The 12,935-nt window shown below is 71.4% G+C and carries 11 protein-coding genes; 5 read left to right on the top strand and 6 right to left on the bottom strand.

Annotation, left to right across the window (positions count from 1 at the left end; all coding sequences use genetic code 11):
• Nucleotides 1-4: 4 nt before the first annotated feature.
• Both ACFT4A_RS15740 and ACFT4A_RS15735 read right to left on the bottom strand, forming a co-directional pair.
• On the bottom strand, nt 5-418 hold the full coding sequence (locus ACFT4A_RS15740) for a cytidine deaminase family protein (RefSeq protein ID WP_382830171.1): 414 nt from the start codon (nt 416-418) through the stop codon (nt 5-7).
• 39 nt (nt 419-457) lie between these two features.
• Nucleotides 458-1,657: a nuclear transport factor 2 family protein gene (locus tag ACFT4A_RS15735; RefSeq protein WP_382830168.1), complete on the bottom strand. Its 1,200-nt coding sequence runs from the start codon at nt 1,655-1,657 to the stop codon at nt 458-460.
• 53 nt (nt 1,658-1,710) lie between these two features.
• Here ACFT4A_RS15735 and ACFT4A_RS15730 point away from each other — a divergent pair, with 53 nt between their 5' ends.
• Nucleotides 1,711-2,598, top strand: a complete 888-nt coding sequence (locus ACFT4A_RS15730) for a LysR family transcriptional regulator (RefSeq protein ID WP_382830166.1) — start codon at nt 1,711-1,713, stop codon at nt 2,596-2,598.
• Between the two features lie 128 nt (nt 2,599-2,726).
• On the opposite strand, the gene ACFT4A_RS15725 is transcribed toward ACFT4A_RS15730, so the two are convergent.
• Nucleotides 2,727-4,133, bottom strand: a complete 1,407-nt coding sequence (locus tag ACFT4A_RS15725; protein ID WP_382830164.1) for a short-chain fatty acyl-CoA regulator family protein — start codon at nt 4,131-4,133, stop codon at nt 2,727-2,729.
• A 377-nt stretch (nt 4,134-4,510) separates the two neighbouring features.
• Between ACFT4A_RS15725 and aceA the strand changes: the two genes are divergently transcribed.
• From aceA to ACFT4A_RS15710, 3 genes are all read left to right on the top strand, one after another.
• The gene (gene aceA, locus ACFT4A_RS15720) at nt 4,511-5,794 is read left to right on the top strand and encodes an isocitrate lyase (protein ID WP_382830161.1); all 1,284 of its coding nucleotides are present in this window, start codon (nt 4,511-4,513) and stop codon (nt 5,792-5,794) included.
• 99 nt (nt 5,795-5,893) lie between these two features.
• Nucleotides 5,894-7,492 (top strand): malate synthase A, encoded by a 1,599-nt coding sequence (gene aceB, locus ACFT4A_RS15715; protein ID WP_382830159.1) that lies wholly within the window; start codon nt 5,894-5,896, stop codon nt 7,490-7,492.
• The gene (locus tag ACFT4A_RS15710; RefSeq protein ID WP_382830157.1) at nt 7,489-8,358 is read left to right on the top strand and encodes a 3-hydroxybutyryl-CoA dehydrogenase; all 870 of its coding nucleotides are present in this window, start codon (nt 7,489-7,491) and stop codon (nt 8,356-8,358) included. Before aceB ends, ACFT4A_RS15710 begins: the two co-directional genes overlap by 4 nt.
• 99 nt (nt 8,359-8,457) lie before the next feature.
• Here the strand turns inward: ACFT4A_RS15710 and ACFT4A_RS15705 are convergent, their stop codons facing one another.
• Entirely contained in the window at nt 8,458-9,129 is a 672-nt protein-coding gene (locus tag ACFT4A_RS15705) for a TetR/AcrR family transcriptional regulator (RefSeq protein ID WP_382830154.1), read from the bottom strand.
• A 154-nt stretch (nt 9,130-9,283) separates the two neighbouring features.
• Between ACFT4A_RS15705 and ACFT4A_RS15700 the strand changes: the two genes are divergently transcribed.
• Nucleotides 9,284-10,783 (top strand): MFS transporter, encoded by a 1,500-nt coding sequence (locus ACFT4A_RS15700; RefSeq protein WP_382830152.1) that lies wholly within the window; start codon nt 9,284-9,286, stop codon nt 10,781-10,783.
• Between the two features lie 55 nt (nt 10,784-10,838).
• Here ACFT4A_RS15700 and ACFT4A_RS15695 read toward each other — a convergent pair whose 3' ends face one another.
• Both ACFT4A_RS15695 and ACFT4A_RS15690 read right to left on the bottom strand, forming a co-directional pair.
• A complete protein-coding gene (locus ACFT4A_RS15695; protein WP_382830150.1) occupies nt 10,839-11,264 on the bottom strand; it encodes a hypothetical protein in 426 nt (141 codons plus the stop codon).
• 290 nt (nt 11,265-11,554) lie between these two features.
• On the bottom strand, nt 11,555-12,925 hold the full coding sequence (locus ACFT4A_RS15690) for an NtaA/DmoA family FMN-dependent monooxygenase (protein ID WP_382830148.1): 1,371 nt from the start codon (nt 12,923-12,925) through the stop codon (nt 11,555-11,557).
• Nucleotides 12,926-12,935: the final 10 nt, after the last annotated feature.

Raw genomic sequence — 12,935 nt, 5'->3', positions numbered from 1 at the left:
CGGCCTACTCGGCCTCGCCCTGGTGTTCGGCCCAGACATAGCTTTCGGGGAGCAGGTCGGTGATACGGACGGTTCGGACGCGGTCGTCCTGGCCGACGATGACCTTGAGGGCGGGAAAGTAGTCGAGAAGGACCTGACGGCACCGTCCGCACGGAGGGACGACCCCCCGGTCGCGGTCTCCCACGGCGACGATCGTGTCCAGTTCGTAGACTCCCTGGGAGGCTGCCGCGCCGATGAGGGTCAGCTCGGCGCAGGGGCCTCCGGTGAAGTGGTAGACGTTCACCGCCGTGACGATCCGCCCGTCCTGAGCGCGGGCCGCGGCCGCCATGGTGTGCTGGTCGCCCCGGCACCGAGTGCGGGCGACGTGAGCCGCCGCCTCGATGAGGTCGTGGTCGACGTGGTGCGTCTGCGTGGTCATCGTCTCTGCTTTCGTGAGGTCCGCTTCCGCGATGGATCCTCACGAGTGTCGGTGATAGGCCTTGTTGGCGATGCGCCAGCCCTCGTCGGCGCGGACCAACAGGAAGATGTCGGTGAACAGGTCGGCGCCGTGCCGCAGCGTCATGGTGGCGGTCGCGACCGTGCCGTGGACGTCGACGGCGTCGATACGACGGGAGCGGGCGGGTTCGTCCGGGGCCGGCCGGCCCGGGAAGAGAGCGCAGTATTCGTCCAGGCGCCATGAGACGAACGCCCCGTCCCGGATTCCCTCGATGTGCGCGGAGGGCAGGAACGCCTCGCGAAAGTGGGAGGGGTCACCGGTGGCGTGCCCGCGCAGGTAGGCGCGCAGCGGTGCGAGCACGGCGTCCGCCACGGCGGGGACCGTGGCGGCGACGGCGATGTCGGCCTCGGGGTCGGCAGGCGTGTCGGCCAGACCGGCCGCGCTGCGCAGCGGGGTGTTGGACGCGGCGGCCAGCAGCGCCATGTCCTTGGCGAGCGCGCCGATCGTGAATTCGGCCGTGCCGGCGGCCGATTCGCCGGCGAGGAAGGGCCTCTTGGCGGTCACGAGTCCGCCGAGCCGGCCGAGTTCGAGGACGTCCAGCACTTGGGCGCGGGGCAGGCCGAGGGCGTCGGCCTGCCGCAGCGAGTCGCGCAGCGCGAGGACGGCTCCGGCGAGGCTGTTGTTGGCGATCAGCTTGAGCGCGGCGGCGGTGGAGGCGTCGTCGACGCGTCGCACGGTGCCCAGCGCTCCCAGAACCGGCCCGACGCGGTCCAGCGCGGCGTGGTCACCGGCGGCGAGGATCCGCAGGGAGCCCGCGACGGCAGCCGGTACGGATCCGAGCACGGGCGCGTGGACGTAGGAGGGGCCGAGGCGCCGGGCCAGCTCCGACGCTTCGGCGGGGGCGACGGTGCCGGTGTTCAGCACGATCGTGTCCGTGCGCAGCACGTCACGGACCTTGTCGAGGACCTCATGGCAGGCCGGGCCGTCGAACAACGAGAGAAGCACGAGGCCGGCCTTCGCCACGGCCTCGTTCGGATCGGCGGTCGTCTCGACGGTGCCTGCCGTGCGCCCTGAGCGGGTCCAGCCGACGACGTCCCAGCCCTGGGTGGTCAGACGGGTCGCCATCGCGTGGCCCATGCGTCCCAGGCCGAGGACGGCGATCGTGTGTGGTGTGGTCATGCGCGCCAGAATTGTGCACCGCTCCGACTGCGACAAGCGCATATATCGCATCCCTGCCCTGCGGAACTCGCATACCGGCTGGGCATACTGGCGCCATGGAGCTGACGGTGTGGCGAACGTTCGTGACCGTGTGCCGCCTGGGGTCGCTGTCGGCGGCGGCCGCCGAGCTCAACCACACGCAGTCGGCCGTCTCCCGGCAGATCGCCGGACTGGAGCGGCAGCTCGGCGTGCCGCTGATGGAACGCCATGCGCGCGGTGTCCGTCCGACACCCGCCGGCGAGGTGTTCCGGCGCCACGCGCTGACCACACTGAACGAGGCCGACCGCGCCGTTAGCGCCGCGCGAGACGCCCATGACGGGGCGTTCAACCGGCCGCTGGCCGTCGGTGCTACGCCTTCTCTGGCCACGGGGATCGTGCCCGAAGCGGTCCGGGCGCTGCTGCGGGAGACCGGATCCGTCCGGTGGAGTCTGCTCCCCGCCCTGAGCCCGGAACTGCACCACCGCGTGCTCGACGGCGATCTCGACATCGCCGTCGTCACCGACGCACCGCCTGGGCTGCCCCAGGACCCGCGGGTCGATCGACGGTTCCTCGGGCTGGACGACATGGTCGTCGCACTGCCCGTCGACCATCCGCAGGCCGGTCGCGGCCGGGTGCGCATCCACGCCCTGGCCGACCAGACCTGGGCCGAGGACAACGACGGCTCGGCGGCGCTCCTGCGCCAGCACGCCGCCCGCGCCGGATTCAGCGCCCGCATCGATCTCGTCGCGGCCGATCTGCCCGGCAAGCTGGCCCTGGTCGCGACCGGTCACGCCATCGCGCTCATACCCGGCGTGCTGACGCGCGCCCTGCGGACCGACGTCACCACGGTGGACCTCGTCGACCCCCCGGCCCGAGGCGTCTACACGATCACCCCACGCCGCGACCCGCACCCCTGCGCGGCGCCCCTGCTCGACCACCTCGCCACAGCGTTCACCTCTCTCTGAGCACGCCGAGGGGCGACCGGTCCAGCGTGGACACCGCGCCCTTCGGAGGGTTCATCGCCGTCATCTGACGGCACCAGCCCGATGACGACGCCCTGCCCCAGTCGGTCGATTCGGGCAGGCCCCGGGCCTCACCTCGTCGGATCCGCCACCGGATACGGCACGAAGGTGCTGCTGTTCTGGTCGATCCGCAGGGCGCGGCCCAGGGGCGGTACCGCGCGTTGGGGGCATTCGAGGCGTTCGCAGACGCGGCAGCCCATGCCGATGGGAGTGGCGGCCGAGGCGTTGGCGAGGTCGAGGCCGTCGGAGTAGACGACCCGGTGGGCGTGGCGGATCTCGCAGCCGAGGCCGACGGCGAAGGTCTTGCCGGGTTCGCCCCAGCCGCCGCGGTGCCGGGTGACCGCCCTGGCCGTCCACAAGTACCGCTGCCCGTCGGGCATTTCGGCGATCTGGACATGGATGCGGCCGGGGGCGGCGAACGCCTCGTAGACGTTCCACAGCGGGCAGGTGCCCCCGGCCCGGGAGAAGTGGAACCCCGTTGCCGACTGCCGCTTGGACATGTTCCCGGCCCGGTCCACGCGGACGAACGAGAAGGGCACACCGCGCAGCCGGGGCCGTTGCAGGGTGCTCAGCCGGTGGCAGACCGTCTCGTAGCCGAGGCCGTAGCGGTCGGTGAGGCGTTCGATGTCGTAGCGGAACTCCTCGGCCGCCGTGTGGAAGGCGGTGTACGGGAGGATCAGGGCGGCGGCGAAGTAGTTGGCGATGCCGATCCGGGCCAGGGCGTGGGGCGGGGAAGCGGCGGGGAAGTCCTCGGCGGCTTGGCGGCCGAGTTCGTCGCCGTATTCGAGCAGGGCGAGCTGGATGGCCATTCGGAACGCCCGCTGTCCCGGGCGGAGTCGGGCCGACAGATGGAGGGTGCGGGCCGCGTCGTCGTAGTGGTGCAGCCGGTCGCCGGTCGTGGCGGCGAGGCGGACGCCGTGGCCGTCGGCGAGTCGGGCGGTGAGGGCCCTGACGACCTCGCCGGGCCGGATCCCGATCTCCCCGGCGAGGTGTTCGGCCGCGAGGTCGGTCTCGTGCAGGTAGTTCTGGCGGCGGTAGAAGAAGTCCCGGATCTCCTCGTGGGGTGAGGACGCCACGCCCTGGCCGCCGGCGCGGCCGTCCGCGGCTCCGACGAGCCGCTCGGACAACCGCTGGTTGCGGCGGCCGAGGTCGAGCAGGACCTGGGCGACCTCGGGCATGCGGGAGGCCAGTTCGGCGAGGTCGCTCGGGGACACCCGGGCCTCGGCGATCTCGCCCGACAGCGTCTCGCGCAGATCCGCCAGCAGCCGGCTGGTGTCGCGCTCGGAGAAGAAGCCCGGGTCGACGCCGAAGGCCTCGGTCAGCTTCAGCAGGACCGGGACGGTGAGCGGCCGGGAGTCGTGCTCCATCTGGTTCAGATAGCTGGGCGAGATCGCCAGCACACGGGCCAGCTCCGCCTGGCTCATCCGGCGTTCCTCGCGCAGCCGCCGCAGCCGCGGGCCCGCGTAGATCTTGCTCACCCTGCTCCAACCTCCCCTGAGACGTCCGTCAGCGTACGCGACAGAGAGCCGTGGCAACCCTTCGCAAACTTGGCAAATGCAGCCGCGAAGATTCGCAGAAGTTGGCAGACGTCCACCCTTGATGGCACTGAGTGCCACTGCGAGAGTCTGAGTGCGGCCCGCCGGACCTCCGGCAGCGCAGACCCTGCACCGGGCACGATTCATGCCCTGACGTCGGAGATCCCGGCAGCAGACAGCGCTTCCAGGCAAGCACTGCTCAGCTCCGCCCCACGGCAGGCAGGCGGGCCGCACTCCAGTAAGAGACACACAGTGCCACTCCGCACAGCGACGCGGTGGGGATTGGCACCCCTATACATACCGAGGAGACGGTGACAGTCATGGCAGAGGCGAGGACACAGGCGGCCGAGGAACTCGCGCGGCGCTGGGCCACCGATCCCCGGTGGCAGGGCATCGAGCGCACCTACACCGCCGAGGACGTGGTGCGGCTCTCCGGCAGTGTCCGTGAGGAGCAGACCCTGGCCCGGCGCGGCGCCGAGCGGCTGTGGCGCCAGCTGCACGAGCTCGACTACGTCCACGCGCTGGGCGCCCTCACCGGCGGTCAGGCCGTGCAGCAGGTCAAGGCCGGGCTCCAGGCCATCTACCTCTCCGGCTGGCAGGTCGCGGCCGACGCCAACCAGGCCGGCCACACCTACCCCGACCAGAGCCTGTACCCGGCCAACTCCGTGCCCCAGGTGGTGCGCCGGATCAACAACGCGCTGCTGCGCGCCGACCAGATCGCCACCGCCGAGGGCGCCGGCGACACGACCGACTGGCTCGCCCCGATCGTCGCCGACGCGGAGGCCGGGTTCGGCGGTCCGCTGAACGCCTTCGAGCTGACCAAGGCGATGATCGCGGCGGGCGCGGCCGGCATCCACTACGAGGACCAGCTCGCCTCGGAGAAGAAGTGCGGTCACCTCGGCGGCAAGGTCCTGGTGCCGACCTCCCAGCACATCCGCACCCTGAACGCGGCCCGGCTCGCCGCCGACCTCGCCGACACGCCCACGGTGATCATCGCCCGCACCGACGCGCTCGCCGCGAACCTGCTCACCAGCGATGTGGACGAGCGCGACGCCGAGTTCGTGACCCGTGAGCGCACGGCGGAGGGCTTCTACCGGGTCCGCAACGGCATGGCGCCGGTCATCGCCCGCGGCCTGGCCTACGCCCCCTACGCCGACCTCATCTGGGTCGAGACCGGCACCCCGGACCTCGCCCAGGCCCGTGAGTTCGCCGAGGCCCTCCACGCCCAGTACCCGGACAAGATGCTGGCGTACAACTGCTCGCCGTCCTTCAACTGGAAGGCCGCGCTGGACGACGACCAGATCGCCAAGTTCCAGCGCGAACTGGGCGCCATGGGCTACAAGTTCCAGTTCATCACCCTGGCCGGCTTCCACTCCCTCAACCACGGCATGTTCGACCTCGCCCGCGGCTACGCCGAGCACGGCATGACCGCCTATGTCGACCTGCAGGAGCGGGAGTTCGCCGCGCAGGCGCAGGGCTTCACCGCCGTCAAGCACCAGCGCGAGGTCGGCACCGGCTACTTCGACCTGGTCTCCACCGCCGTCAACCCCACCTCCTCCACGACCGCGCTCTCCGGTTCCACGGAGGAGGAGCAGTTCCACTAGGCCGTCCCCGAGGACGCCGTCCGGTCCGCCCCGGCCGAGCGGGGGTCGTACCACCGTCCCGGTACGGCCCCCGCTCTCCTCCCTCCCTCAGGAGCATCCATGTCCACCAGCGCACTGACCCACCACGTCCGCGTCCTCGCGGCTCCGGGCGACCGGCACGACGAGATCCTCACGCCCGCCGCCCTCGACTTCGTCGGCCACCTGGCCGCGGCGTTCGGCGAGCGCCGGCAGTCGCTGCTGACGGAGCGCCGCCGGCAGGCCCTGCGCCTGGCGAGCGGCTCCCCGCTCGAGTTCCCCCTGGTCACCTCCGCCGTCCGCGCGGACCGGTCCTGGCGCGTCGCGCCGCCGGCGCCCGGCCTGACCGACCGGCGGGTGGAGATCACCGGCCCGCCCGAGCGCCGTACGACCGTCAACGCCCTGAACTCCGGTGCCAAGGTCTGGCTTGCGGACTTCGAGGACGCCACCTCCCCCACATGGGACAACATCGTCGGCGGCCAGCTCAATCTGCTCGACGCCATCGAGCGCCGGATCGACTTCACCACGCCCGAGGGCAAGGAGCACCGCCTCAAGGGCCGCGAGCAGCTCGCCACCATCGTCGTCCGCCCGCGCGGCTGGCACCTCGACGAGGAGCACCTGGAGTTCGACGGCCGGCCCGTGCCCGCCGCCCTCGTGGACTTCGGGCTGTACTTCTTCCACTGCGCCCAGCGGCAGATCGACGCCGGTCACGGCCCGTACTTCTACCTGCCGAAGCTGGAGAACCGTTACGAGGCCCGCCTCTGGAACGACGTCTTCGTCCTGGCCCAGGACCTGCTCGGCATCCCCCAAGGCACCGTCCGCGCCACCGTTCTCATCGAGACGATCACCGCCGCCTTCGAGATGGAGGAGATCCTCCACGAACTGCGCGAGCACAGCGCCGGGCTGAACGCGGGCCGCTGGGACTACCTGTTCAGCCTGATCAAGACCTTCGGCCACCGCACCGACTTCCTGCTGCCCGACCGGGCCGAGGTCACCATGACCGCGCCCTTCATGCGGGCCTACACCGAGCTGCTCGTGCGCACCTGCCACCGCCGCGGTGCCCATGCGATCGGCGGCATGGCCGCCCAGATCCCCGGCAAGGACCCGGCCGCGAGGGAGGCCGCTCTCGCGAAGGTCCGCCTCGACAAGGAACGCGAGGCGGAGGACGGCTTCGACGGCTCCTGGGTCGCCCACCCCGGGCTGATCCCCGTCTGCCGGGAGGTCTTCGACGGTGCCCTCGGCGAACGTCCCCACCAGCTCGACCGCACGCGCGACGACGTGGAGGTCACACCGGCGGACCTGCTGTCGGTGCGCCGGATCAGCGGACCGCCCACATCCGAGGGCGTCCGCACCAACATCGCCGTCACACTGCGCTACTTCGCCGCCTGGCTGCGCGGACAGGGCGCCGTCGCGCTGTACGGCCTGCTGGAGGACGCGGCGACCGCCGAGATCGCCCGGGTGCAGATCTGGCAGTGGCTGCGGCACCGCGTCATCGACCGGCAGTCGGTGGTGCGACTGCTGGACGACGAGGTGGCCGCGCTGGGCGCCGAGTACCCGTGGGCACCCGTCGACGACATCCGCGCCCTCTTCGAACGGACCGCTCTGTCCGGCGAGTTGCCGCTGTTCTTCACACCGGAGGCGTACACCCGGCACCTGGTGAAGCGGACGGAGGCCGGGGCGTGAGCGGCGGGATCCGGCGCGTCGGAGTGGTCGGCGGCGGACAGATGGGCGCCGGCATCGCCGAGGTGTGCGCCCGGGCCGGCCTCGACACCACGGTCTGCGAAGTGGATGCGATAGCGGCCCGCGCCGCCCGCGAACGGGTGACGGCATCACTCGACCGGGCGGTCCGCCGCGGCAAGCTGGAGGAGCCCGCCGCCCGGGACGCGCTCGCCCGTCTGACGTTCACCGGCAGCCTGGAGGATCTCGCCGACCGGCAGTTGGTCGTCGAGGCCGTCGTGGAGAACCCCGACGCCAAGACCGAGATCTTCGCCGCCCTCGACAAGATCGCGGAGGATCCGGAGGCGGTTCTGGCCACCAACACCTCCTCCCTCCCGATCATGCGGCTCGGCATGGCGACCGGCCGCGCGGACCGGGTCGTGGGTCTGCACTTCTTCAACCCGGTCCCCGTGCTGCCGCTGGTCGAGGTCGTGACCTCCCTGCACACCTCGCCCCGCACGGTGGCCGTCGTACAGGACTTCGCGACCGAGGCGCTCGGCAAGACGGTCATCCACTCCCGGGACAGGGCCGGGTTCGTCGTCAACGCCCTGCTGATCCCGTATCTGCTCTCGGCCGTCCGCATGGCGGAGTCCGGCTTCGCCACGGCCGCCGACATCGACACCGGCATGGAACTGGGCTGCGCCCACCCGATGGGCCCGCTGAGGCTCGCGGACCTGATCGGCCTCGACACGGTCGCGTCCATCGCCGAGTCGCTCTACGACGAGTTCAGGGACCCCCTCCACGCGCCTCCCCCGCTGCTCCAGCGGATGGTGGAGGCGGGGCTGCTCGGCCGGAAGACCGGGCGGGGGTTCCACACCTACGACCAGGACTGAGGGCCTGGTACGACGCGGGCTGAGGGGCCCGCGGGGTGTCACAGGGGAGGGCGGGAAGCGCGAGTGCGGCGCTTCCCGCCCCGGCATGTCGGCGTCGGGTCAAGTCGCCGATCCCGATGCCAGCAGTCCGTTGACCACCAGCGTCGCCAGTGCCTCCGCCGTGGCCGTGAGCTGTTCCGGCGACGCGGCGTCGGGCCGGCCGAGGCGGCGGGCCAGCGGGACCTCCACCATGCCCGAGACGGGCGGGATCACCGCGAAGAACAGCACGTCCATCGGGACGGGCGCCATCCGCCCGGCCGCCACGAGCCGCTCGATGCCGGGCGCCATGCGCTGCAGGGTCGGCGCGATGTAGTGCTCGTACAGGTGGTCCAGCCGCTCGGTGTCCCGGGTGAACTCGTTGACGAAGAGCCGTCCGATCAACGGCTCGTCCACGGCGGTCAGGTAGAAGCCGGTGATGATCCGCCGCAGGGCCTCGGCGTCGTCGACCGTGTCATCCACCTGCGGCAGGCGCGCGAGCTGCGCTCCGAGCGCGTGGTCCACCACCGCCCGCCAGAAGGCCGCCTTGGAGCCGTACCGGTCGTTGATGAAGTTGTGGCTGACGCCCAGGCGGCGGGCCAGCTCGCGTGCGGAGGCATGGTCGTAGCCCAACTCGGCGAAGGCCTCCAGCCCGCGCCGCAGGATGCTCTCCTCCGCGGGGACCGCGGGAGTGTCCGCGCCGGGGCGCCCCGGCCGTCGAGCGGATTCGGCTTTTGCTCCCACGACTGCCTCCATGCGTGCGTCCTGCGCTGCTCGTGCTCTGCGCTGCTTGTGCTCCGGGCCATCCTAGGGACCCTCCACCACCTTACTTGACACCCGTCAGATTCCGATTAATCTGACAGGCGTCAGACAGTCCGCGAAGCCACTCAGCTTCCTCTGGAGTTCCGTCATGCCCAACACCTCCACCGACACGGCCACCGTGTCCTCACCGCCGTCGGCCGACGCGCCGTCGCCGCATCGCTGGTGGATCCTCGCCGTCATCGGGCTGGCCCAGCTCATGGTGGTGCTGGACAGCACGATCGTGAACATCGCGCTTCCCTCGGCCCAGAGGGATCTGGGCTTCTCCGACGGGGACCGGCAGTGGGTCGTCACCGCCTACGCGCTCGCCTTCGGCAGCCTGCTGCTGCTCGGCGGACGCATAGCCGACCTGTTCGGCCGCAAGATGACCTTCCTGGTCGGCCTGGTCGGCTTCGCCGGGGCCTCCGCGCTGGGAGGTGCCGCGGGCAGCTTCGAGGTGCTCATCGTCGCGCGTGCCGCGCAGGGCCTGTTCGGCGCCCTGCTCGCACCGGCGGCCCTGTCCCTGCTGACCACGACCTTCACCGACGCCAAGGAACGCGCCAAGGCCTTCGGCGTCTACGGCGCCATCGCCGGCGCGGGCGGCGCCATCGGCCTGCTCCTCGGCGGCTTCCTGACCGAGCACCTCGACTGGCGGTGGACCCTCTACGTCAACCTGGTCTTCGCCGCGGTCGCCCTCGTCGGCGGCGCCCTCCTGCTCCAGCGCACCACCCGCGACAAGAGCGCCCGTATCGACATCCCCGGCGCCGTCCTCGTCTCCGGCGGCCTGTTCTGCCTGGTCTACGGCTTCTCCAACGCCGAGAGCCACGACTGGAACTCCGTACAGACCTGGGGCTTCCTGGTCGCCGGCGCCGTGCTGCTCGCCGCGTTCACCTGGTGGCAGACCCGCGCCGCCCACCCCCTGCTGCCCCTGCGTGTCCTGCTCGACCGCAACCGCGGCGCCTCCTTCGTCTCCATCCTGATCACCGGCGCCGGCATGTTCGGTGTCTTCCTCTTCCTCACCTACTACCTGCAGCAGAGCCTGGGCTACACCCCCATCAAGACCGGACTGGCCTTCCTGCCGATGGTCGCGGCGCTCATGCTGTCCTCCACGCTCGCCTCCACCGTGCTGATCCCCCGCCTCGGCCCCAAGGCGGTCGTACCGCTGGGCATGGGCCTCGCCGCGGCCGGCATGGTGTGGCTGACCGGTCTCGGCCTCGGCAGCGGCTACACCACCGACATCCTGCCCCCGCTGATCGTGGCGGGACTGGGCCTCGGCCTGGTGATGGCCCCGGCCATGAGCCTGGCCACGGCCGGAGTGAAGGCCGAGGACGCCGGTGTCGCCTCCGCCGCCGTGAACACCATGCAGCAGGTCGGCGGCTCCCTCGGTACGGCCCTGCTCAACACCCTCTCCACCAGCGCCGTCACCGACTATCTGGCCGGCCGCAACCCCAAGGACCCCGCCGTCCTCGCACAGGCCGGTCTCGAGGGCTACTCCACCGCCTACTGGTGGTCGGCCGCCTTCTTCGCCGCCGGTCTGGTCATCAGCGTCATCCTCTACCGACGCGACGTACCGGCCACCGACCCCGACGCGGCGCCCGTGGTGCACATGTGAGACCCGCTCCGGTCGGTCGGGGCCGGAGAGGTCGGTCGCCGAGTGCGGTGTCGGGTCAGGAGCCGTAATAGGGATTCGCGGCGATGTACCCGATCTCGCACTCGGCGGGCGCTCCGGGTGCGCTGCGGCACAGGGTCATCGTGAGGCTTCTGATGCCGCTCGGGTCGGTGGCGGCGATGTTGTCGAAGTCGGCGGTCGTGCCGCAGCCGTCGGTGTTGTGGTGGTCGCCCAGGGCGTGGGCGGCGCCGGAGCCGGTCCGGACGGTGAGGGTGGCGTGGACGGAGCGGTCGTCGCAGGTCTGGTCGGTGACCGCCAGGGCGCCGTTGTGGAAGGAGTTCCGGTCGACCCAGGTCACCTGGACGCGGGCCCGGTCCCCCCAACTCGTGGTGATGTCACCACTGGTGGTGTCCGCCCAGCCCTGGCCGGCCGTCCCCAGCGTGAGCGCGGTCGTGGCGGCGACGACGAAACCTGCACGGCGCATGTACATGCCTCCTCCGGCGGAGCGGCCAGCCGCGCTGCCGCGTATGTCGTGTCAATCCTCGACCGCTCCGGGCAGTCCCTTCTCGCGAAGGGCCGCCAAACGCGTGAGCGGCTCGGGAGAGGAGCCGGCCGCGGGGAGCACCGCTACCCGCGTTGGTCAAGGCGTCGCCGCTCGCATCCGCTGGAGCGTCGCGCTGCCGTGCCGGACCCGGACGGCCGCTGGAACGGTCGTGGCCACACCTCGGCGTCGGTCGGCTCGGGGCGGAAGCGTGGGGGTGGTGGCCAGGAACTTCAGGACGCCGCTCGCCGGAACTCCGGCTCCGCCCGGCCGTCGGGGTGGGTCAGGCCGAGGTGGTCGCGGAGTGTGGTGCCGGTGTAGTCGTGGCGGAACACACCGCGCTCCTGGAGCAGCGGGACGACGGTGTCGGCGAAGGCGTCCAGGCCGCCCGGGGTGATGTGCGGGACCAGGATGAACCCGTCGGCGGCGTCCGCCTGGACGAAGGCGTTGATGGTCTCGGCGACGGTGGCCGGGGAGCCGATGAACGACTGGCGGCCGGTGGTCTCGATGACCAGCTCGCGGATCGACAGGTTCTCCGCCGCGGCGCGCTCGCGCCATTGCCTGGCGACGGCGACCGGGTCGCGGAACATACGGACACTGGCCCGGCCTCGGGCGATGGTGTGCTCGCCGGGGTCCGGGTCGATGTCGGGCAGCGGGCCGTCCGGGTCGTAGGCGGAGAGGTCCCGGTTCCAGACGTGTTCGAGGTACTTGATCGCGGTCTGCCCGCTGACCTGCTGCCGTCGTACCTCGTGCGCCAGGTCCCGCGCCTCGGCGTCGGTGTCGCCGAGTACGAAGGTCGCCGCGGGAAGGATCAGCAGCTGGTCGTGGGTTCGGCCGTGACGGGCCAGCCGTCCCTTGACGTCGGCGTAGAACTCGCGGCCGGCCTCCAGGGTGCTGTGCCGGCTGAAGATGGCGTCGGCGCTCGACGCGGCGAACTCACGGCCCTCGTCGGAGTCGCCCGCCTGGAAGATCACCGGGCGGCCCTGCGGGCTGCGCGGGACGTTGAAGCGGCCCGCGATGTCGAAGTGCTGTCCGCGGTGGACGAAGGCTCCGGCTTGCGCGTCCTTCAGGAAGACGCCGGACTCCCGGTCGGCGACGATCTCGTCACCGTGCCAGGAGTCGAACAGCTCGTTGGCGGTGGCGAGGAACTCCTTGGCCCTGGAGTAGCGCGCCTCCTGGGGGAGGAAGCCGCCGCGCCGGAAGTTCTCGCCGGTGAAGGCGTCCCAGGAGGTGACGACGTTCCAGGCGGCCCGTCCGGCCGACAGGTGGTCCAGGCTGGCGAACTGCCGGGCCACCTCGTAGGGCTCGTTGAAGGTGGAGTTGATGGTGCCGGTGAGACCGATGCGCTCGGTGACGGCTGCGAGGGCGGCCAGGACGGTGAAGGTGTCGGGGCGCCCCACCACGTCCAAGTCGTAGATATGGCCGCCCTGTTCGCGCAGGCGCAGCCCTTCGGCGAGGAACAGGAAGTCGAACTTGGCGCGTTCGGCGGTCCGTGCGAAGTGCGCGAACGAGCTGAACTCGATGTGGCTGCCCGCCTGTGGGTCGCTCCATACGGTGGTGTTGTTGACGCCGGGGAAATGGGCCGCGAGATGGATCTGCTTCATGGTCGTACTC

The sequence above is a fragment of the Streptomyces sp. NPDC057099 genome (genome assembly GCF_042671245.1).
Lineage (GTDB): Bacteria > Actinomycetota > Actinomycetes > Streptomycetales > Streptomycetaceae > Streptomyces > Streptomyces purpurascens.
Note: the sequence above shows the minus strand (reverse complement) of the source record. Positions and strands in the feature narration are given on the sequence as shown.